Genomic DNA, 21,538 nt, shown 5'->3' with positions numbered 1-21,538 from the left:
GATTTCAAAGTGATTTCCAGAATTGTATGGCCCCCGTTCTAGGGGCGGGACAACCCGGCAAAACCACGAAAAAAGGCGCCCCGGGGCGGAACGCCTTTGATTTTCAGCATTCAACGGCCATCAGCCTGCTTTGGCCAGGTTCCGCAGCACATATTGCAGCACGCCACCGTTTTCGATGTATTCGATCTCGGGTGCGGTATCGATGCGGCACTTCAGGGTGATGGTCTTCTCGGTCCCGTCACCATAGACGATAGTGCAGGGTACTTCCTGCAGCGGCTCAACCGAGTCCAGACCGTGGATCGAGACGGTTTCGTCACCTTTCAGGCCCAGCGACTTGCGCGTGTCGCCGCCGGTGAATTCGAACGGAATCACGCCCATGCCAACCAGGTTCGAGCGGTGGATACGCTCAAAGCTCTCGGCGATTACGGCCTTGACGCCCAGCAGCGCGGTACCCTTGGCCGCCCAGTCACGCGAGGAACCCGCGCCGTACTGTTCGCCGCCAAAGACCACAAGCGGGGTGCCCTGTTCCTGATAGGCCATCGATGCCTCGTAAACCGAGGTTTGCTGGCCATCGGGACCCTTGGTATATCCACCCTCGACGCCATCCAGCATCTCGTTCTTGACGCGGATATTGGCGAAGGTGCCGCGCATCATGATCTCGTGGTTACCGCGACGGGACCCGTACGAGTTGAACTCGCGCGGCTGAACCTGACGGTCGGTCAGATACTTGCCGGCCGGTGTGGTCGTCGCGAAGGACCCCGCGGGCGAGATGTGGTCGGTGGTGATCATGTCACCCAGGATCAGCAGAACCTTGGCGCCGTCGATGTTCGAGATGGTGCCCGGCTCAGCCCCCATGCCCTGGAAATAGGGCGGGTTCTGGATATAGGTCGATGTCGCAGGCCAGTCATAGGTTTCCTGCTGCGGAACATCGACGCCCTGCCACTTTTCGTCACCTTTGAAGACGTCGGCATACTTCGACTGGAACGCTTCGCGGGTCACGGTCTGTTCGACCAATTCCGCAACCTCCTGCGCCGAGGGCCAGATGTCTTTCATGAAGACGTCGTTGCCGTCCTTGTCCTGACCGATCGGTTCCGAGGTCAGGTCGATGTCCAGCGTGCCGGCCAGCGCATAGACCACGACCAGCGGCGGCGAGGCCAGATAGTTGGCCCGCACATCCGGGCTGATCCGGCCTTCGAAGTTCCGGTTGCCCGACAGGACCGAGGTGGCAACCAGATCGCCTTCGGCGATGGCTTCCGAAATTTCCTGCTGGATCGGACCAGAGTTGCCGATACAGGTCGTGCAGCCGTAGCCCACGAGGTTAAAGCCGATCTTGTCCAGATCGTCTTGCAGACCCGCTGCCTCAAGATAGGCGGAGACGACCTGCGAACCAGGTGCCAGCGAGGTTTTGACCCAGGGCTTGCGATCCAGACCCAGAGCGGCGGCTTTGCGCGCCACCAGACCCGCGCCAATCATCACGTAAGGGTTCGAGGTGTTGGTGCAGGAGGTGATCGAGGCGATCACGACCTTGCCCGATTCCATGGTGTAATCTTCGCCTTTGACCTCGACTTCCTTGCCCATCGGGCGCTTGAAAGTCTCTTCCATCTCCTTGGTGAAAGCGGCCTTGGCGTCGGTCAGGGCAACATAGTCCTGCGGGCGTTTCGGACCCGAGATCGCGGGAACGATGGTGCCCATATCCAGCGCGAGGGTGTCGGTGTAAATCGGCGCATAGTCCGCGCCACGCCAGAAACCGTTTTCCTTGGCATAGGCTTCGACCAGCGCGATGCGGTCCTCGTCGCGGCCGGTGTTGCGCAGATAGCGCAGGGTTTCGTTGTCGATCGGGAAGAAGCCACAGGTCGCACCATATTCGGGCGCCATATTGGCGATGGTTGCGCGGTCGGCCAGCGGCAGACGGTCCAGACCGCTCCCGTAGAATTCGACGAATTTGCCGACGACGCCCTTTTCGCGCAGCATCTCGACAACCTTCAGAACAAGGTCGGTGCCGGTGGTGCCTTCGACCAGATCACCGGTCAGTTCAAAGCCCACAACCTCGGGGATCAGCATCGAGATCGGCTGACCCAGCATTGCGGCCTCGGCCTCGATCCCGCCGACGCCCCAGCCCAGAACGGCCATACCGTTGACCATGGTGGTGTGGCTGTCGGTGCCGACCAGCGTGTCGGGATAAGCGACCTCGTCCCCGTTCTGATCGGTGTCGGTCCAGACGGTCTGGGCCAGATATTCCAGGTTCACCTGGTGGCAGATGCCGGTTCCGGGGGGCACAACGCGGAAGTTGTTGAAGGCGTTCTGGCCCCATTTCAGGAACTGGTAGCGCTCCATGTTGCGCTCATACTCGCGGTCCACGTTCATCTGGAAGGCGCGCGGGTTGCCGAACTCGTCGATCATGACCGAGTGGTCGATGACCAGATCGACCGGGTTCAACGGGTTGATCTTCTGCGCGTCGCCGCCCAGACCCTTGATGCCATCGCGCATTGCGGCCAGATCGACCACAGCCGGCACGCCGGTAAAGTCCTGCATCAGCACGCGAGCCGGGCGATAAGCGATCTCGCGCGGGTTTTTACCGCCACTTGCGCCCCATTCGGCGAAAGCCTTGATGTCGTCGACCGAGACCGAGAAACCGTCATCCTCGAACCGCAGCATGTTTTCCAGCACCACTTTCAGCGCCGCCGGCAGTTTCGAGAAATCACCCAGACCGGCCTCTTGCGCGGCGGGGATCGAATAATAGGAGATGGACTTACCATTCACGCTCAGGCTGCGGCGTGTCTTGGCGGTATCCTGTCCGACTTTGATGGGCATCTAATGGCCTCCCTCTCAAATGACGTGGATTTTGGGATTCGCTGATGGCTATCTGCATCACCGGGGCGCGCGGTTCAAGGTCCAAGACGCGGGGTGCGGCATTTTTTGTATACCATTGCACACATTTTTGCGATTTTGCGATGCCCGACGTCTCAAGAAACCTTGATTGGAGGTTGAACCGCGTTCCGTCTAAACCTGTGAGGCACCCGACGATACCCGAGATTCAATATGTTCAGATCCGTTGCAGCGACCACACTTGTTTCCCTTTTTCTATGTACCGCTGCGGTGGCCGAAGACGATCCGGTCGTTGTGGAGCTGTTTACGTCTCAGGGGTGTTCGTCCTGCCCGCCCGCGGACCGTATCATGCATGACCTGGCCAAGCGGGACGATGTCATCGGTCTGGCCTTGCATGTGGATTATTGGGACTACATCGGCTGGAAAGATGAATATGCCGACCCCGATCACACCTTGCGCCAGCGCGCCTATGCGCGGCAGGGCGGACGGTCGATGATCTACACGCCGCAGATGGTGGTGAACGGCCAGCAGGATGTCGTGGGCGCGCAATCGCGTGAGTTGGACCGTCTGATCAACGCTCATCTGAAAGCCGCGCCCGAGGCTTCGGTGACCGCAACCCGATCCGGCGACGACGTGACCGTAGAGGTGGCTCCTGTCACCCTTTCTGCCGGAGAAACCTATGACATCCGGGTCGTGCAGTATTCGCCCATGCGCCATGCCTCAATCCGCCGTGGAGAGTTGGCGGGGCATGAGCTGGACTATGCCAATGTCGTGGAATCCTGGCAGGTTGCCGGGCAATGGAACGGGGCAGACGCGCAGCAGTATGCGGCTGAACTGACGTCGGACCTACCTGCCGTCGTATTGGTGCAAAAGGCAGGGCATGGCCCGATCATCGCGGCCGCCAGGGTCAAGTGATCAGGGCATATCCTCGGGCTGTACGCCCAATCCGTTCCAGGCTTTCCAGCGCCGGTGAATCCAAAACCACTGGCCCATGTGCTGACGAACCATCGTCTCAAGATCGTCATTGGTGAACTGCGTCATGGTTTTGGGGTCGGTATGCGGCACCGAGTCATGCAGAACGATTTCGAAATCTATGCCATTGGGCTGGCGCACCGCGTAACAGGGGATGAGGACCGCGTTGTATTTCATTGCCAGTTCCGCATTCAGAACCGATGTCACGGCCGGTTTGCCAAAGAACATCAACTCTTCGCCGCCATGGGCGTGCAGGTCCGAGACGATGGCGATGATCCCGCCTTTCTTGAGCGCGCGGACCATTTCAACCATGCCACGGCGGCCCTGTTCGAACATGGGCGCGCCGGTTTTGTAGAAGGCATCGACATACATGTCGTTGAAATACGGATTGGCCATCCGCCGATACAGGCAGCCAATCGGCTGACCGCTGCGGGCCTGCAAAGCGATCCGCGCTGCCAGGTAATGGCCGAAATGCGCGGTGATCATCATCACCGGGCGCCCGGCGGCCACGGCCTCGTCAAAGGCGGAAACACCGGGGCCGGACAGTTTGGCGCCGCGCTGACGTTCGGTGAACCCTTCGGGCGAGAAATGCTCCATGATGGCGCGGCCCGCATTGTCGGGCACCGCCTTGCAGATACGGCGCACTTCGCTGTCGGGCAGATCCGGGCAGGTGAGTTTCAGGTTGCTGCGCACCCGTTTGGTGAAGCCCACCAAGGGCGCGAGGCCGCGAACGATGGCGCCCATGGCACCGACGCGCCGTTCGTATGGCAGCAGGCGCATCGCGCCGATAACACCTTTCAGAAACAGGCCGGTAACATAGTATTTTCCAAGCTCTACGCGGCTTAGTTCCGACTTTTCGACGGGCATAAGTAAGTCTCACCGGCTGTTGCGATTTGCCGGGCCAGACATACAAGGCGCGCCCTTCAACCACAAGCGTTCCTATGCGCGGCGATTGGCAGAGGGTCTGGCACCCCCCCAAGCATCATTCTTCGCCGTCTTCCTCGACAAGGGAAATTGTGCCGTCGTCGACCAGCGCGCGAATGGCGCCGACTATTTGCGTCATCGCGTCCTCGGCATCCGATTGCCTGACCTTGCCGCGCTCTGCGATTTCTTCGCGCAGGTTCTCGGCCATGCGGGACGACATGCTGGACAGCAGAAACTCAGCTGTGGCTTTGTCGTCTTCCGTCGACGCTCCGGCCAGCGCGGTGACCAGATAAGCCTGATCCACACCGCGAAGCAGCACGGGCACGTCGCGGGGCAAAATCCGCGCGGGAACGTGGGCGAAGGTAAAGATCGACTGGCGCACGATACTGGCGAAATCCGAATCCTCTTCGTCCAGAGCCGTCAAAAGGCCATCGCGGGTCGACGCGGCGGACTGGTTCAGGATTGCGCCCACACGTGCGCCGGGGTTATCCGAGAAGGCCTGCGAGGGGCGCTGATCCAGCTGCGCTGCCAGCGACCAGCCTATGCGTTCCACCGCCTCAGGCGTGACGTTACCGGTTTTCGACACGGCATAGGTGATCCTTCGGGCGATCGGGCCGGGCAGATGCCCCAGCAATTGCGCGGCCTTCGCCGTTTCCAGTTTCGACAACATCACTGCCGCGACTTCGGTGCTTTCGGCCTGTGCCATTATGGCCAGGTCCTCGGCCGGGATTTCACGCAGGCGCAGCCAGGGATCACCAATCTGACGCACGCCGGCCACCTTGCGCAAGCGAGCCGCTGTAGCCGGTGCGATCTTGCCGTTCACGGCATCCAGCGCACCTGCAAGACCATGCGGGAAAGACAGGCCGACGCTGTCCAAAGCCGCGGCAAATTCCTGTGCGACGGCATCCAGCGTGATGCGGTCTACAAGACCCATCTGACCCAATTGATGGGTCAGTTTCTCCTGCAAGGCGTCTGGAAGGTCTTCCAGCGGGATATCCGCGCCTTCGTTCAACAACAGGCGCACGACAACGGCGGCTTTTTGTCGGCTGCTGAGGGTGCGCGGCACGACCCGGGGCGCGTCGTCTGTTTTGTCGGCACCCGGAGCTGGCGCCCCCGGTGCAACCTGTACCAAAGAGTGTGTGTCCTGCATCTGCCTGCGGTGCCAATATTTCGATCCACAGGCAGGTTACGAAGAATCAGGTAAAGAAAGGTTGAAGCCTAGTAGCTGTAGGTCAGGCCGGTGCGGATGGCTTCGCGCAGGGATGCCTCGGCCCAGGTGCCTTCACCGCCACGCGCCTTGATTTCGCGCCACTGCTCGATCGCCAGATCGGTTTTTCCTTCGGCCACAAAACCCTGACCCATATAGCTGCGGGCCAGAATGTTATCCGGATTTGCCTCGATGGCGTTGTTGTAGAAAACATTCGCCAGTTCCAGTTCGCCCATCTTACGGTAGGTGAAGCCCCAGTAGGTCAGAACGCGGTCATCCCGCTGATCCATGATGCGCAGAATGTCCTGAGCGTTTTCGTACTGCCCGTCATAGGCCAGTTCGCGCACGGCATCATACAGCTGATCTTCGGTGAAATTGGTCTTGTTCGGTTTGACGCAACGCCCGGCATCCTTGTCATACACGCGCCCGAACAGGCATTTCTTGGTTGTATTCGTTGGCTTGGGGGCGGTGCTGCCACCGCCGCCTGCGGCAAATGCAACAGGTGCGAAGACAAAAGCCTGAAGGGCAATAGCTGAAACTAATACAAGGCGCATTTTCCTACTCCGTTCTCTGGGCTGCTCTGATCAAGCATAGCGCGATCTGATAAAAAGCTAACAACCGTCGGCTCGCTTTTATTCACAAGTAGGAAAACTATTTCTCAGCTGTTCACGATTTTGGCGCAGGTTTGGCTGGCCGTGTCCCAATAGCTCCCGGGTGCGCAGGATTGGGTTTGTTTGGAATGCCCGCTGCAGGCCAGTGCAACCGAGGCTGAACAGCTAAGCGCAAGAGCGCAAGTAAAGGTGCGGATCATCGTGTCTCTCCCGTTCGGACAACATGCGCAGCATAGCCGATTTTGCGTCATCTGGCAAAAGAACAGGGCCCGGAACGCGTCATGCGAACCGGGCCCTCTGAACCACTTGATCGAACTGGGATTATTCGCCGAACACGCGGGCGAAAATCGTATCGACGTGTTTTGTGTGGTAGCCGAGGTCGAACTTTTCCTCGATCTCTTCCGCGCTCAGCGCAGCGGTCACCTCGGCGTCGCCCAGCAGTTCAGTTTTAAAGTCTTTGCCTTCCTCCCAGACCTTCATCGCATTGCGCTGCACCAGGCGATACGCGTCTTCGCGGCTGACGCCGGCCTGGGTCAGGGCCAGCAGTACGCGCTGGCTCATAACCAGACCGCGGAACTTGTTCATGTTGGCCAGCATGTTTTCAGGATAGACAACCAGCTTGTCGATGACGCTGGTCAGGCGCGACAGGGCAAAATCCAGCGTGACGGTGGCGTCAGGGCCGATGTTGCGCTCGACTGACGAGTGCGAGATATCACGCTCGTGCCACAGCGCCACATTCTCCATCGCCGGAACCACGGCCATGCGCACCAGGCGGGCGAGACCGGTCAGGTTCTCAGTCAGCACCGGGTTGCGCTTGTGCGGCATCGCGGAAGAGCCTTTTTGGCCTTTCGAGAAGAACTCTTCGGCCTCCAAAACCTCGGTCCGCTGCATGTGGCGGATTTCGATGGCGATGTTTTCGATGCTGCTGGCGATGACGCCCAGCGTGGCAAAGAAAGCCGCGTGACGGTCGCGCGGAATGACCTGCGTGCTGATCGGCTCGGGCACCAGACCCAGTTGGTCGCAAACATGTTCTTCGACACGCGGGTCGATATTGGCAAAGGTGCCGACCGCGCCACTGATCGCACCGGTGGCAATTTCCGCGCGGGCGTCGCGCATGCGGGACAGGTTGCGGTCCATTTCGGCGTAGAAACGCGCAAAGGTCAGGCCCATTGTCGTCGGCTCGGCATGGATACCGTGGCTGCGGCCAATACGAACCGTTTCCTTGTGCTCAAAAGCGCGACGCTTCAGGGCGGCCAGCAGACCTTCGAGATCGGCGATCAGGATATCGGCGGCGCGGGTCAGTTGCACGTTGAAACAGGTATCCAGCACGTCGGAACTGGTCATGCCCTGATGTACGAAACGCGCCTCATCGCTGCCGACATGCTCAGCCAGATGAGTGAGAAAGGCGATAACATCGTGCTTGGTGACGGCCTCAATCTCATCAATGCGGGCCACATCGAATTCCACGTCTTTGGCCTTCCACACAGCCTCTGCGTTTTCGCGCGGGATCACGCCCATATCGGCCATGGCGTCGCAGGCATGCGCCTCGATCTCGTACCAGATGCGGAACTTGGTCTCGGGCGACCATATGGCGACCATATCGGGGCGTGAATAACGTGGAATCATTGGCAACAGCACCTTTTTGTGTTTTGGCATGAGGCGATGCGGCGGGGTTTAAACCCACCCGTACAAGGGAACAAGGCGCGAGTGCTGGGATGAGACGGTTTGCCCTGATTTTGATCCTTTGGCCCGGACTTTTGCTTGCGGACGGGTTCCGCCAGTTGTCCGGCGACGAGATCCTGGTTGCCCTGACCGGCAAGAAACTGGGTTACGGCGACGGTATCTGGCAGACCTTCGACAGTTCCATGTCGACGCATTATTTCTCGGGACGGCCAAGCACCGGTCGCTGGGCGGTGCGAGAAGACCGGTATTGCTCAATTTGGCCACCATCGGATTTATGGGCCTGCTACGATGTTCACCAAAAGGGCGACGTGATCCGCTTTGTCGATGACAACGGGGGGTTCACCGATGGAACCTATTCTGAATGAACCTCCCTCAAAGTCTTTCCGATTTTGAAGGTCACTGGACCCTGACCCGCACCATCCGCGACGCGCGGACTGGTCAGGTCGTGCAGGCCGACGGCGTGGCCCAATTCTACCGTGCTGACGGCGGGTTGATCTATGACGAAGAGGTCACGCTGCGCATCCCGGGCCAGCCTGAAATGAAGGGTACGCGCAGATATCTGTGGCGCGATACGGGCGGTGCGGTTGCGGTCAGCTTCGATGACGGGCGCTACTTTCATTCGCTGAAGCTGGGTTCGCCCCATGCGGCGGATCACCACGATTGCCCCCCGGACAGCTACGATGCCCTTTATGATTTCACCGGCTGGCCGCGCTGGAATGTCCGGTGGACGGTGGCGGGGCCCAGAAAATCCTATGAAATGGACACGGAATACACCTTGCGATAGCGTAATCATCTTGCAGCGAAGGCCCTGACAGGGCATTGCTGTCCCAGAATCTCGGTCCGAATTGGGAGAAGTGAAGATGAATGCAAACGTTCTGGCCAACGCGATTGGCCCGCGTGAGGGAACGGCGCTGCGCGTCAAGCAGGTGGTTCTGGTTGCGCTGGGCATCGTTGCGCTGGCAATCGCCGCGAAAATCAAAGTGCCGATGTGGCCGGTTCCGATTACCATGGGCACATTTGCCGTTCTGACCATCGGCACCGCCTATGGCGCGCGTCTGGGTCTGGTCACCATGCTGGGCTATCTGCTGGTTGGCGCGCTGGGCTTTGACGTGTTCGCCGGGTCGTCGGCCGAGAAATTCGGTCTGACCTATATGATGGGTGGCACCGGCGGCTATCTGGTCGGTTATCTGCTGGCAACCGTTCTGCTGGGCGCGCTGGCGGCGCGCGGCTGGGATCGCTCGGTCGGCAAACTGGCTTTGGCGCTGGTTCTGGCAAACGTCCTGATCTACGTTCCCGGCCTGCTGTGGCTGGGTCAGCTTTATGGCTGGGACAAGCCGATCCTGGAATGGGGTCTGACACCGTTCCTGCTGGGTGATGCGATCAAACTGGCGCTGGCCGCGCTGCTGATCCCCGGCCTGTGGAAACTGGTGGGCAACGCCCGCACCTGATTTCCGGCCAACCTAAACAGACAAACCCGCGCGCGGACACGTCCACGCGCGGGTTTTTTGTGGCCTTCGCGGATGACGCGGTATGCGCGGGGTCAGGTCAGCAGTTCGGTCGTGATGCGGGCGGACCCTTCGAGGGTTCTGTGCACCGGGCATTTGTCGGCGATCTCCAGTAGCCGGGCGCGCTGTTCCTGATCCAGCGGTCCTTCCAGGCGGATCTTGCGCCGGAATTGGTCGACCTTGCCGTCCCCGGCCAGTCCGGCGTCCTGCGCATGAACCTTGTCGTGGCATACATCGACGGAAATGCCCGTCAGCGGCCACCGCTTGCGCCGCGCATACATCCGGATTGTCATCGAGGTGCACGCGCCCAGCCCGGATGACACGAACCCGTAAGGTGACATGCCGCGGTCGCTGCCACCATAAGAGGCGGGTTCATCCGCAACGGCGTGGTGCCGCGGCCCTGACTGAATATCCTGCAGGAAACCGGCCGGATCAGCCTCGGTCACGCGAACCACTCCTTCGGGCGCGCCTGGGGGTGGTGCAGGCGGGCAGAGGGCGACATATTTCGTGACCCATGCCGCGATAACGTCGGCGGCGTAATCCGCATCGGTTGCACGGGTGATCAGGTGGTCGGCATCGTCGAGCGTCACAAAGCTCTTGGGGTGTTTGGCGGCCAGAAAGATCGAACTGGCATTGTCGATGCTCACGGTATCGTCCCGCGGCGCATGCAGGATCAGCAGCGCGGCTTTCAGATCGGCAATCGCCGGGGTCAGTGCAGCCTCGGAGATATCATCCACGAATGCCCGGCCAATGCGAAAGGGACGCCCGCCCAGTGTCACCTCGGCCGATCCGTCCTGTTGGATCTGCGGCAGGGCGTCTTCAAAGTGATGGGCCACATGCCCGGGATCGGCAGGCGCGCCAAGCGTAACGACAGCCTTGACGCTAGGAATGCCGGCACGCGCCCTCAGTACGGCGGCACCGCCCAGTGAGTGGCCGATCAGCAGGGCCGGGGCCATGTTGCGCCCGGCCAGAAAGTGCGAAGCCGCGATCAGGTCTTCGACGTTCGAGGAGAAGGTCGTGTTGGCAAACTCGCCGCCCGAATGGCCCAGCCCCGTAAAATCAAAACGCAGAACGGCGATGCCCATCGCAGCAAGACGCGCCGCAATCCGGCGCGCGGCGGGAATGTCCTTGGAACAGGTAAAGCAATGCGCAAACAATGCGGTTGCCAGCACCGGTCCTTCGGGCAGATCCAGGCGCGCAGCCAATTGGTTGCCGTCGTGACCGGCAAAGGTAATGCGTTCGGTGGGCATATCAGGTCCTTACATATCGGGATGGGACCAATACTGTGTGCAAGCGGCTGGTGGCTCAACCCTTATGTAAGAAGCGTCACGGGAAGGTGACGGACGGATAGGAGCCCGCGTCGAGCGCTTGCGATAGGCGCGAATTTGTATTGTTCAATTTTTGTGATGCAAGTTCGATCAAATATTCGTTTCAATAAAGCTTCCCGCATCCTCATGTTGTGCCTGTGAAAGCAAATCAGCCAAGGAGGCTCAAATGGCACATACCGCATCCGCGCCGCGTGGCGCCGCTCTTCGTTCGGATCTTTTGGTGATCATCGCCCTTACCGGATTCATCGGATTTTCGATCGGTCAGAACTGGCCGGTAACCGCTGCGCCGGCACCCGCAGCAACTGAGACCATGACCGAAGACTGGCACGGCAATGTCCGGCGGTCGACGTGGCCGAACTGATGCGTCAGTTCAGCCCCATGAGTTGCGGGTCGAACGGGTAGGTGGTGAGGTTTTCGAACCCGTCCTCGGTAATCAGAACCTGGTCTTCCAGTTTGATCGAGAAATCACCGCCGACCTCGCCGACTGCCGCTTCGACACACAGCACCATGCCGGGCTCCAGCGGATAGTCGTAGGCGCCCGGCACGGCCTTGTCCGGATAGGCGACCAGCGGCCATTCATCACATAGCCCGACACCGTGCATCAGGCAGCCGTATTTCTGAGCCTGAAACTTGTCGTCCAGCCGATGGCAGTTTGCGGTCAGTTCGGGGATCATCACACCGGGCTTCAGCATCTCCATATTGGTCATGATGTGTTCATGCGCATGCTGCATGGCATAGACCATGTCGGGGCGAGGCTTTTCGTCGCCGATCCACCACGTCCGGGAAATGTCGACGCAAATACCGTAAGAACCGATCAGGTCTGTATCAAAGGCAATGATCTCATTCTTCTGGGTGATCCGGGGGCCGCATTCCTGAAACCACGGATTGGTGCGCTGTCCCGACGTCAGCAGCCGGGTTTCGATCCACTCGCCCCCGCGCCGGATGTTTTCGGCATGCAGCACGGCCCAGATATCATCCTCGGACGTCTTTCCGTCGCCGACATTGGCACGTGCAAACCTCTCCATCTCGGCCACTGCGGTTTCGCAGGCATGGCTGGCGCAGCGCATGGCCAATATCTCGTCCGACCCCTTCACCGCGCGGGCCTTTTCGGTGACCTCTTCGCCTTCCATGATCTCAAAGCCCTGTGCTTCGAGCGCGCGCAGGCCGTGCAGCATGATCTTATCGACGGCAAGACGCCTGTTTCCGCCACCATGCGCGTCGATCAACACCCGCACCTCGTTCGAGAACACGTCAGCGGCCACATCCACCTTGTCGCCCCGATCGAAATAGAACAGGTCCGCCCCGGATCGCTGTTCGCGCACCAGCGGGTTGAACGTCGACAGGAACGGAGAGTTCTTGTAGTCCCAGATCACCATATACCCGTCGGCGCACAGCAACAGAGCGCGGAACGGATTGTGCGTGTTCCACAACTGCATGTTGGTGCTGTCGGTGGCGTACCGGATGTTGAGCGGGTCGAACATCAAAAGACCGCCATAACCGCGATCGACAATCGCTTTGGTCAGGCGTTTCCATCTGTATTCGCGCATCTGCGCCAGGTTTGGCAGGGTCAGACCGGCCGTTTCCCATTCCGAGAACGCGAGCTGTGTCGGGCCGATTTCGATGCGGTCCATGTCGTTGGGTGTGCCGTCCCCAAGTGTCGCGCCTTTGGTCGGGTCGATCTTGCGACTGTCGCGGTAGTGCTGGTTCATCTTGGGCCTCCCTGCCTGTTTTTAGCGTGGAGAATCATTTGGATGGCGTCTTAAATGTTTGCGACGGCCTTTTCGTCGCTTTTTGACCGACAAGGAAACGCACAGGTGATAGGTCGGATTCATGACGACCATACTGCAGAATTCGATCCCCTACGATCCGCTGAAACCCCGTCCCTTGCCCGGCATCCAGCCCGCCAGCATGGAAACGTGGCTGCACCGCGACGATGCATTCGCCGCGCAGATGCAGCGCCGCGAGGAATTGCTGGCTGAACGCCGTGCCGATGTGCTGGCGCTGGATCAAAGCGCGGGACCGGCAGCGCAGGAGGTGCTGGATCTGGTCCTGCACCATGCCTATCCGGGATATGGCGCGCACGTGACCCGCCCGGACGGGCAGGAGGTCTGCATCGACCGCGCTCGCCCGATGGATACGCTGTGCAGGCTGGTGCAGGAGGATATCTGCATCCTGCAAAAACACGGGGATGAACACGTGCTGACAGGCGCAGTCCTGTGCTTTCCCGCCAGTTGGCGCCTTTCCGAAAAGTTCATGCGCCCGCTGGTCGACATTCATGGGCCAGTCGCCAGTTATGACAGGGACATAGCACGCCGGGTTCAACGCCTTTTCAACGGAATACAGCCCGGTCGCCCGCTGTGGCGGTTCAACGCGTTATGGTACGAGGATGCAGAACTCTATCAGCCGCGCAGCGCCAGCGAACCACGCGATGTCAGAGACCGGGGGGCGGCTAATTTCCTGCGTACCGAACGCCAGACGCTATTACGTCTGCCGCGGACTCAGGCCGTGATCTTTTCGATCCATACATATGTCGTCAAAGCCGACAGCCTGCCCAAAATGGAAAACCCCGCCTGACGGCGGGGCCTCCAAGGAGGGTCTTTGTGTTGTCGTGTTACATGCCCAACGCGTTGGCGACACCGGCGAATGCACCGCTTGTGCTGAGAGCGGAGATTGCGACAGTATAGGCAAGCACCTGAGTATTAAGGCGAAAATCTTCACCCCTGATCAGGTTCACGGCGGCCATGGAGGCCGCGATGGGAACCGACACACTGGCCACGGCGCCCGTCAATCCCCAACTGGTCAGTCGCAGAATGTCACTGGGTCGTTCATGGTCGAGGGGGCGTGTGTCGTCCCCATCCGTAGGCTGCTCGATTGGGTCTGTCCGAAAAGCGATGCTGAGCAACTGCTCATCCGACAACTGGATCGGCCGGGCTGCTGGTTTCAGCGCCTGTTTTTGTGCCTCATCCTGATCTTCTTCTGTTGGGATATCCATGCCTGCGAACGGGCCGGACACTGCCTCGAATATTTGTTTTCTGTCCCTCTGTTTGGTCGGGGTCAGTGTGTCAAAAGCGCTCATGAATTGCTCAATGGTCAGGACGGTGTTAGGGGACAGCCATTCAACGCGTTGTGTCGCGCAGATATCGACCATCCGATACAGGATCACCACCAGCATCAGCTCGGAGATTTCGCTGTCGTCCAGCAGCGTCGACACCGGAGAGACCGTGATCGTCAGCCGGTTCTTCGGCACAGTCACCAGAGGCTTTTAAATCGTCTTCAATCCGGCCGCCCGGTTCATGCGTTCGAACCGGTCCTCGTTTTCGGCCACACGGGTGTCCAGTGTAAGACGCACGAGGTATTGGCTGGACACGATGCTGGCCTCGGTCGTGCTGAGCACGGTCTTGCGTTCAACCAGATGGCCATAGTCCTGCAGGGTCATCGCAACGATCTTGCTGAACCGTTCGATCGAGCCTTCGGTCTCGCCGTTGAATTGCAGACCACCATGATAGCTGTGCTTGGGAGTCACTGCCCTGTCCTTCGTCGCATCCTGATTAGGAAACAATTTAACAAACGATATGGGGCAGATTTTGGCAAAAATGGAAAAAAATCAAAAATCCACTGGATTGATTACGCTATGGAAACCAAGGCATTTTGAGGGCTGATTAATGTCTGTGGCAACAATGTGGCCGGATTAGGGTGGGTCAGATTAGGTTCCGCGCCGGTCTCAACCGTCAATTCGGGCCGCCATTATGGCGATGGATTGCTGATAGACCGAGGCGGCATTCCACTGTTAAATCACGGCGAAATTCGGCTGCCCCGGCTGATAACCCCGCCCCGGTTTCCACCCCTTTTTGCGTAGAAAATTGGCAGTTGAGGTCAGCGAGTCCGTCATGTTGTAGAAATCCACCCTGCCGTCGCCGGTGGCATCGACCCCGTAGGTGATGGCGTTTCCGGGCAGGAATTGCGTGTGCCCAAGTTCGCCATGTTTCGCCCCTTTTGTGGCCGTCGTAATGCTGCCTTGATCAACCAGTTTCAGCGCCCCGATCGCGTGGGGGATAAAGAACTCGGATCGGCGACAATCGTAGGCCAGTGTTGTGATTGCGGAAACAACCTGGCTGTCACCCATGAAATTGCCAAACCCGGTTTCCATTCCGTGGATGGCAATCAGGACACCGGCGGGCACGCCATACTGGCGCTCCAGCGCGGCATAGAACTGCGGGTTGCGGGCCTTGCGCTTGCGCCCCTGCGCAACAATCGTATCTGCGCCACGCACCTGCATGAATTTGTCCAGAGAATATCTGAAACTTTTCTGATTGCGGTCGGCGGCAATCGTGCGCGTTGCGTATTGAGTCTGCGCCAGCGCCTGCAACCCTTTCTTTTTTACCCCTGCGCGGCGGGCCTGTTTGGCGAAATCCTGTTTCCAGGCCTCGAACCCCGCGCTTGTATTGCCGCAGGGTGCCGCGGCTGCGAAGGTCGGCAGAGCAAGAGAAAGGGCCAGGACAAAACGGAGCATGAGTGTAATCCAATATGAAAAGCAATTATCCCTCAGGCTACGCTGCCATCGGAATTCCGAAAAGGGGTTTAGTACAGGTCCAGTTCTCCGGTGCCTTTCAGGCTTTCAAACCATTCGTCGGGGGTTTTGTTGATCTTTGCGTGTTTCACCATCATCGCGTTCATGTTTGGCAGATCAGAGGAATCTGGCCAGTTTTCCGGCTGCCACAGATGGGCTCGGATGACGCATTTCGGGCAATGGGCAAATGCCGTGTCGACATGGATCAAAAGGGCCAGTTTGGGCGGATGGTCGTTGACCGCCATACCCTGCAACAAGTCGGGATCGGCGCAAATGCGGGCCGTTCCGCGGATACGCAGCGTTTCCATCTTGCCGGGAACAAAGAAGATCACACTGACGCGCGGGTCCTGCAAAACGTTGTGAAACGTATCCACACGCTTGTTGCCGGTTCTGTCTGGAATGGCGATCAACCTGTTCGAGATTACCTGAACGAACCCCTCAGGATCGCCGCGTGGCGAGATATCAAGATACCCGGTCGGATTGGCCGAAGCGATCAGGCAGAACGTAGACTTGTCGATAAAGTCGCGGCACATCTGATCCAGCGCCGTCAGTTCCTTGGCGATGATCTGGGGCAGGGGCGCGCCGGTTATGCGTTCCAAATCCTCAGCCGATGTCACGTAGTTTGAGAACTGCGGGAATTGGGCGTCAGACGACATGCGATCTCTCCTAACCGTGTGGTCCAAGTGTGAAAGATCGTACCAGATGAAACAAGGGCGCCCGACCGGACGCCCTTGCTGATGTAACCCTGTGCCGGATCAGCAGCTGTAATACATGCCGTATTCAACCGGGTGCGGCGTGTGCTCGTAGGTTTCGACCTCTTCCATCTTCAGCGCGATATAGCCGTCGATCTGGTCTTTGGTGAACACGTCGCCCTGCAGCAGGAAGTCGTGATCGGCCGCCAGAGCTTCCAGAGCCTCACGCAGCGAACCGCAGACGGTCTCGATACCGGCCAGTTCCTCGGCGGGCAGGTCGTAGAGGTTCTTGTCCATGGCTTCGCCCGGATCGATCTTGTTCTTGATGCCGTCCAGGCCGGCCATCAGCAGGGCGGCAAAGGCCAGGTAGGGGTTGGCGGCCGGATCGGGGAAACGGGCCTCGACGCGCTTGGCCTTCGGGCTTTCGGTCCACGGAATACGGACACAACCCGAACGGTTGCGGGCCGAATAGGCGCGCAGAACTGGAGCCTCAAAGCCCGGGATCAGGCGCTTGTAGCTGTTGGTCGACGGGTTGGTGAAAGCGTTCAGGGTCTTGGCGTGCTTCAGAACACCACCGATGAACCACAGCGCTTCGTCCGACAGATCGGCATATTTGTCGCCCGCGAACAGCGGCTTGCCGTCTTTCCAGATCGACATGTTCACGTGCATGCCGGTGCCGTTGTCGCCTGCGATGGGCTTCGGCATGAAAGTAGCCGACTTGCCGTAGGCATGTGCAACGTTGTGGATGACGTATTTGTATTTCTGCAACTCGTCGGCCTGTTTGGTCAGGCTGTCGAAGATCAGGCCCAGCTCGTGCTGGCACGAAGCAACCTCGTGGTGGTGCTTGTCCACTTTCATGCCCAGTCGCTTCATGGTCGACAGCATTTCCGAACGCAGGTCCTGCGCTTCGTCAACGGGGTTTACCGGGAAGTAGCCGCCCTTGACGCCGGGACGGTGGCCCATGTTGCCCATCTCGTATTCGGTGTCGGTGTTCCACGACGCGTCGGTTGCATCAACTTCGTAGGATACCTTATTGATGCTGTTCGAAAAACGGACGTCGTCGAACAGAAAAAATTCAGCCTCGGGACCCATATAGGCAACGTCACCAATACCCGAGGATTTCAGGTATGCTTCGGCTTTCTGGGCGGTGCCGCGCGGGTCACGCTCATAGGCTTCACCGGTGTCGGGTTCCACGACCGAGCAGTGCAGGCAAATCGTCTTTTCCGCGTAGAACGGATCGACATAGGCGCTGTCGGTGTCGGGCATCAGTTTCATGTCCGATGCTTCGATCGACTTCCAGCCGGCGATGGACGAACCGTCGAACATGAAGCCTTCTTCCAGGAAGTCCTCATCAACCTGATCGGACATGATGGTCACATGCTGAAGCTTGCCGCGCGGGTCGGTAAAGCGGATGTCGACGTATTCGGCGTCTTCATCCCGGATCAGCTGAAGAACTGCGTCCTTGCTCATACTCTCTATTCCTCTGATTTGAGATTGTTCGATTACAGTGCTTCCGAGCCGGTCTCGCCGGTCCGGATGCGAATGGCTTGTTCGACGGGCGACACAAAGATCTTGCCGTCGCCGATCTTGTCGGTCTTTGCGGCTGCAACGATGGCGTCGATGGCGGCATCGACCTGATCGTCGTCCAGAACGACCTCGACCTTTACCTTGGGCAGAAAGTCGACCACGTATTCCGCGCCGCGATACAGTTCGGTGTGACCTTTCTGGCGGCCAAAACCCTTGACCTCGATCACGCTGAGGCCCTGAACGCCCACGTCCTGCAGCGCCTCTTTCACTTCGTCCAGTTTGAACGGTTTGATGATCGCTTCGATCTTCTTCATCCCGGGCTCCCTATACCTCTTGTCAGGATGGCAGTGACCACGTCTAAGATCAGTCGGCAATGTGATTGCGGAATTGCCCCCGCCCGGGCGCTTAGAATTCAGGCGGTGGGTGAAATTTTGGTCAATTTGCACAAAAAGTAAGCGAAATTAAATCGTCAAAGGATTTGAGATGACGGAATTGCTGACAGCGGCGCAGATGCGGGCCATCGAATTGGCTGCGATTGAGTTTGGTGAGGTAACCGGGCTGGAACTGATGGAGCGGGCCGGGCGGGGCGTTGTCGAGGCGATTTTTGAAGAATGGCCGGAACTGGCGAAATCGCCCGGCCGGGCTGTGATTTTGTGCGGGCCGGGGAACAATGGCGGCGATGGCTTTGTTTTAGCGCGCATGTTGCGTGATCAGAGTTGGGAGGTCGAAGTTTTTCTGTATGGCGATCCGGAAAAGCTACCGCCGGATGCGCGGGTGAATTACGATTGGTGGCTGGGTTTGGGGGAGGTTTTATCGCTGACGGAACAGGACTTGCGCAAGGGTGGTTCTGCCGACCTTTACGTTGACGCTCTGTTCGGGACGGGACTAAAACGTGGTTTGGATGGTGAGCTGTTTAAAGTCGTTCGGCATCTTTCTGGTGTGAACGGGGACCATTACGTCGACCGTATGGTCAGCATTGACGCGCCATCCGGCTTGTGTTTGGACAGCGGGCGGGTGCTGCATCAAGAGCCATTGAATTTATGGACTCCCGAGTTGCTGGAAAGTGTTCCTGCTGAGATGCGGAACAAGGTTGTACGTGCGGGCGGCGCACGAGCTTTGCATGAACGTTTTGCGTGGTTGACCGTGTGTTTCGACAGCCCAAAGCCCGGGCATTTTCTGGCACAAGGGCCGGATTTGTGTGGCAAGCTTGTTGTGAAGGACATCGGTATTTCCATGCAGCGTTGCCGCTTTAACGGTGAACCGTATGACAGTGCCTTCACATGTGGCCCAACGGCTTCTCGCAGGGGAAGCCGCCCTGCATTCCTGACCCTTGCCGAGACACCGGGTCGCGTGAAGGATGAGCGAACATGGGGTGGGTTGCCACTCTATCTCTTGCCCAAATACAAACAGCATCACAAGTTCACCCACGGCCATGCCCTCATCCTCTCCGGCGGTACCACGAAAACCGGGGCCGCGCGGCTGGCGGCGCGGGGGGCTTTGCGCATAGGGGCGGGGTTGGTGACCTTGGCGGCGCCTCCGGCGGCCCAGATGGAGATCGCGGCACAGGTGACCGCGATCATGTTGCAGCGGGTTGAGGGCGCGGATGGCTTGACAGACTTGCTGAAGGATGAGCGGCTGAACGCTCTTTGTCTTGGTCCGGGATTGGGCATAGATCGCGCGCGGGAACTGGTGCCTGCTGCCCTTACGGCCCGACGTGCAACGGTTCTGGACGCCGACGCGCTGACGGCGTTTGGGGATGATCCGGCCGCGTTATTCTCTCAACTCCACGAAAACTGTGTTCTGACGCCCCATGGAGGAGAGTTTTCGCGGCTGTTCCCGGATATTGCCGAGAAGCTGGCGGCAATACCAACCAAAGGCCCGGCTTACTCTAAGGTGGACGCCACTCGAGAGGCTGCAAGAAGGGCAGGGTGTGTGGTGTTGTTCAAAGGGCCGGATACGCTAATCGCTGCCCCGGATGGGCGATGTTCGATCAACGCGGCTTTCTACGAACGCGCCGCTCCGTGGCTGGCAACCGCAGGATCGGGCGATGTGCTGGCCGGGTTCATCACCGGTTTGCTGGCCCGCGGGTTCGAACCGATGCAGGCGGCGGAAACGGCGGCGTGGCTGCACGTGGAATGCGCGCGTTCATTCGGGCCGGGCCTGATCGCCGAGGATTTGCCCGAGCAATTGCCTAAGGTTCTTAAAGAACTGAATATTTGATTGGTTGAGCGGGATTTGGCCGACGATCTGTCATGTCGGCGACAAATGGCCTATGGCGCCACCAGCCAGCCAAAGCGAGTGTTTGCCAGACGCGAAGCCGAGCGTCAGACTTTGTTTGGAGTATGCCTCCGGCTGCGAGGGACTCGCGGATAACAAATTGATAAGAATAGGAAATAAAACCGGATTTTCGTGACCTGATTGCCTGGATTTTGTCCCTGAAACGATTGGCGATTGCCGCGGAAATCTCAGTGCCCGGTGCGCAAAAGGGCAGTATCAGAAACCGGAATTTTTCATGGTGAGTGAAATGACCCAGAAACTAAAACTGTGTTCGTTGGCCGCGGCTTTCGCCGCGACGACAGCAATCCCTGCTGTGGCCGAACTGAAATACGAAAACAACAGCGGCGGCTACGTGTTGCTTTATGGACAGTTGCACCCGGCGCTGATCTCGGTCGATGACGGGCAGGATACGGATACACGGGTGCTGGACAACGATCTGTCGAACAGCCGGGTGGGGCTGCGTCTGTTGCAGCCCTTTGGCACCAACGAGTTCACCTTCCGTTTCGAAACGGCGCTGGGCCTGCCGAATTCGACCGAATGGAACCAGCTGGGCACGGATTTCAGCGGGTGGACGCGTACGGATATCCGCCATGTCGACTTTGCGCTGAAGGGGGACTATGGCAAATTCTCGGCCGGACAGGGAAGCATGGTGTCCGATGGGGCGGCTGAAACCGACCTGTCCTATGTGGGAACCGCGCTGTATTCATTTACCAATGACGAAAACTCGAGCTTCTTTTACCGGGGGACCGATGGTGTTCTGAGCACCATTACCGTCGGAGACAGCAGCAGCAACTTTGATGGCTCCCGCCGGGGGCGCATCCGTTATGATACACCGGATTTCAACGGATTCTCGGCCGGGCTGGCTTATGGCAAGAACATCCTGTCCAGCAGCGATGACGATACCTATTACGACATTGGCGTGTTTTACAAAAACACCTTTGCCGGTGGTGTGGAATTTGCTGCAAGTGTCGCTTACGCCGTGCGCGACTTCGATGGTCAGTCGGGGGAAAGAAAGGATACTATCGGGTCTGCATCCGTTCTGTTGCCCAGCGGGTTCAGCTTTACCACAGCGCTGGGGTCGCGCGACGACACCGCAACTGGGGCGACCGATCCCGACTACTGGTACGCGAAAGTCGCCTATGAGGATGACTGGGTTTCGTGGGGCAAAACCGGCGTGGGTATCGACTATTTCGATGGTTCGGATTTCGAAAACGACGGCTCCAGCACCAAGTCTTGGGGCATCGCGGTCGTCCAGCGGATCGACAGCATCAACACCGATGCCTATTTGAAATATCGCAACCATGATTTCGACGATACGGTTGATTTCGACGAAAACGAGGCCTGGGTACTGGGCGCGCGCTGGAAATTCTGATCCGGCGCGGTCGCAAGGCAAACGGCGTCCCGGCCTTGTCCGGGGCG

20 protein-coding genes and 1 pseudogene are annotated in these 21,538 nt (G+C 59.0%); 8 read left to right on the top strand and 13 right to left on the bottom strand.

Features of this window, described 5'->3' with window-relative positions:
* Positions 1 to 120 precede the first annotated feature (120 nt).
* Positions 121 to 2,811, bottom strand: coding sequence for an aconitate hydratase AcnA (acnA, locus tag ACXAC3_RS15210; RefSeq protein WP_475161852.1), 2,691 nt, complete (start codon positions 2,809 to 2,811; stop codon positions 121 to 123).
* A 228-nt stretch (positions 2,812 to 3,039) separates the two neighbouring features.
* Here acnA and ACXAC3_RS15205 point away from each other — a divergent pair, with 228 nt between their 5' ends.
* Positions 3,040 to 3,741, top strand: coding sequence for a DUF1223 domain-containing protein (locus ACXAC3_RS15205; RefSeq protein ID WP_475161847.1), 702 nt, complete (start codon positions 3,040 to 3,042; stop codon positions 3,739 to 3,741).
* Here the strand turns inward: ACXAC3_RS15205 and ACXAC3_RS15200 are convergent, their stop codons facing one another.
* From ACXAC3_RS15200 to purB, 4 genes are all read right to left on the bottom strand, one after another.
* The gene (locus ACXAC3_RS15200) at positions 3,742 to 4,665 is read right to left on the bottom strand and encodes a lysophospholipid acyltransferase family protein (protein ID WP_475161843.1); all 924 of its coding nucleotides are present in this window, start codon (positions 4,663 to 4,665) and stop codon (positions 3,742 to 3,744) included.
* A gap of 115 nt (positions 4,666 to 4,780) precedes the next feature.
* Positions 4,781 to 5,872, bottom strand: a complete 1,092-nt coding sequence (locus tag ACXAC3_RS15195) for a flagellar motor switch protein FliG (RefSeq protein ID WP_475161840.1) — start codon at positions 5,870 to 5,872, stop codon at positions 4,781 to 4,783.
* 68 nt (positions 5,873 to 5,940) lie between these two features.
* Positions 5,941 to 6,483 (bottom strand): tetratricopeptide repeat protein, encoded by a 543-nt coding sequence (locus ACXAC3_RS15190; protein ID WP_475161837.1) that lies wholly within the window; start codon positions 6,481 to 6,483, stop codon positions 5,941 to 5,943.
* A gap of 378 nt (positions 6,484 to 6,861) precedes the next feature.
* The gene (gene purB / locus ACXAC3_RS15185; RefSeq protein ID WP_475161834.1) at positions 6,862 to 8,166 is read right to left on the bottom strand and encodes an adenylosuccinate lyase; all 1,305 of its coding nucleotides are present in this window, start codon (positions 8,164 to 8,166) and stop codon (positions 6,862 to 6,864) included.
* A gap of 89 nt (positions 8,167 to 8,255) precedes the next feature.
* On the opposite strand from purB, the gene ACXAC3_RS15180 reads away from it, so the two are divergent.
* From ACXAC3_RS15180 to ACXAC3_RS15170, 3 genes are all read left to right on the top strand, one after another.
* Complete coding sequence (locus ACXAC3_RS15180) at positions 8,256 to 8,588, top strand: hypothetical protein (RefSeq protein ID WP_475161832.1); 333 nt, start codon at positions 8,256 to 8,258, stop codon at positions 8,586 to 8,588.
* Positions 8,585 to 9,007, top strand: a complete 423-nt coding sequence (locus ACXAC3_RS15175) for a DUF6314 family protein (RefSeq protein ID WP_475161830.1) — start codon at positions 8,585 to 8,587, stop codon at positions 9,005 to 9,007. The genes ACXAC3_RS15180 and ACXAC3_RS15175 overlap by 4 nt, the downstream gene beginning before the upstream one ends.
* 76 nt (positions 9,008 to 9,083) lie before the next feature.
* On the top strand, positions 9,084 to 9,671 hold the full coding sequence (locus ACXAC3_RS15170) for a biotin transporter BioY (protein WP_475161827.1): 588 nt from the start codon (positions 9,084 to 9,086) through the stop codon (positions 9,669 to 9,671).
* A gap of 92 nt (positions 9,672 to 9,763) precedes the next feature.
* On the opposite strand, the gene ACXAC3_RS15165 is transcribed toward ACXAC3_RS15170, so the two are convergent.
* Positions 9,764 to 10,978 (bottom strand): bifunctional alpha/beta hydrolase/OsmC family protein, encoded by a 1,215-nt coding sequence (locus ACXAC3_RS15165; RefSeq protein ID WP_475161824.1) that lies wholly within the window; start codon positions 10,976 to 10,978, stop codon positions 9,764 to 9,766.
* A 244-nt stretch (positions 10,979 to 11,222) separates the two neighbouring features.
* On the opposite strand from ACXAC3_RS15165, the gene ACXAC3_RS15160 reads away from it, so the two are divergent.
* Positions 11,223 to 11,417 carry a hypothetical protein gene (locus ACXAC3_RS15160; protein WP_475161819.1) on the top strand — a complete coding sequence of 65 codons (195 nt, stop codon included), beginning with the start codon at positions 11,223 to 11,225 and terminating at the stop codon, positions 11,415 to 11,417.
* A 4-nt stretch (positions 11,418 to 11,421) separates the two neighbouring features.
* On the opposite strand, the gene dddP is transcribed toward ACXAC3_RS15160, so the two are convergent.
* Positions 11,422 to 12,765 carry a dimethylsulfonioproprionate lyase DddP gene (dddP, locus tag ACXAC3_RS15155; RefSeq protein WP_475161816.1) on the bottom strand — a complete coding sequence of 448 codons (1,344 nt, stop codon included), beginning with the start codon at positions 12,763 to 12,765 and terminating at the stop codon, positions 11,422 to 11,424.
* 121 nt (positions 12,766 to 12,886) lie between these two features.
* Between dddP and ACXAC3_RS15150 the strand changes: the two genes are divergently transcribed.
* A complete protein-coding gene (locus ACXAC3_RS15150; protein ID WP_475161812.1) occupies positions 12,887 to 13,630 on the top strand; it encodes a heme-dependent oxidative N-demethylase family protein in 744 nt (247 codons plus the stop codon).
* Positions 13,631 to 13,667: 37 nt separating this feature from the next.
* Here the strand turns inward: ACXAC3_RS15150 and ACXAC3_RS15145 are convergent, their stop codons facing one another.
* The 6 genes and pseudogenes from ACXAC3_RS15145 to ACXAC3_RS15120 form a co-directional block, all read right to left on the bottom strand.
* On the bottom strand, positions 13,668 to 14,309 hold the full coding sequence (locus tag ACXAC3_RS15145; RefSeq protein WP_475161808.1) for a hypothetical protein: 642 nt from the start codon (positions 14,307 to 14,309) through the stop codon (positions 13,668 to 13,670).
* Between the two features lie 9 nt (positions 14,310 to 14,318).
* A complete protein-coding gene (locus ACXAC3_RS15140; RefSeq protein WP_475161806.1) occupies positions 14,319 to 14,579 on the bottom strand; it encodes a hypothetical protein in 261 nt (86 codons plus the stop codon).
* Between the two features lie 198 nt (positions 14,580 to 14,777).
* Positions 14,778 to 15,566, bottom strand: a pseudogene (locus tag ACXAC3_RS15135) (lytic murein transglycosylase).
* Positions 15,567 to 15,634: 68 nt separating this feature from the next.
* Entirely contained in the window at positions 15,635 to 16,279 is a 645-nt protein-coding gene (locus ACXAC3_RS15130) for an MSMEG_1061 family FMN-dependent PPOX-type flavoprotein (protein WP_475161803.1), read from the bottom strand.
* A gap of 99 nt (positions 16,280 to 16,378) precedes the next feature.
* Positions 16,379 to 17,785: a type I glutamate--ammonia ligase gene (gene glnA, locus ACXAC3_RS15125; protein WP_475161801.1), complete on the bottom strand. Its 1,407-nt coding sequence runs from the start codon at positions 17,783 to 17,785 to the stop codon at positions 16,379 to 16,381.
* Between the two features lie 32 nt (positions 17,786 to 17,817).
* Positions 17,818 to 18,156 (bottom strand): P-II family nitrogen regulator, encoded by a 339-nt coding sequence (locus tag ACXAC3_RS15120; RefSeq protein WP_475161798.1) that lies wholly within the window; start codon positions 18,154 to 18,156, stop codon positions 17,818 to 17,820.
* A 169-nt stretch (positions 18,157 to 18,325) separates the two neighbouring features.
* Between ACXAC3_RS15120 and ACXAC3_RS15115 the strand changes: the two genes are divergently transcribed.
* Together ACXAC3_RS15115 and ACXAC3_RS15110 are read left to right on the top strand one after the other, a co-directional pair.
* A complete protein-coding gene (locus ACXAC3_RS15115; RefSeq protein ID WP_475161796.1) occupies positions 18,326 to 20,062 on the top strand; it encodes an NAD(P)H-hydrate dehydratase in 1,737 nt (578 codons plus the stop codon).
* 304 nt (positions 20,063 to 20,366) lie between these two features.
* Complete coding sequence (locus ACXAC3_RS15110) at positions 20,367 to 21,491, top strand: porin (protein ID WP_475161792.1); 1,125 nt, start codon at positions 20,367 to 20,369, stop codon at positions 21,489 to 21,491.
* The last annotated feature ends 47 nt before the right edge of the window (positions 21,492 to 21,538 follow it).

This window comes from Ruegeria sp. ABV4_181, from assembly GCF_056158465.1.
Note: the sequence above shows the minus strand (reverse complement) of the source record. Positions and strands in the feature narration are given on the sequence as shown.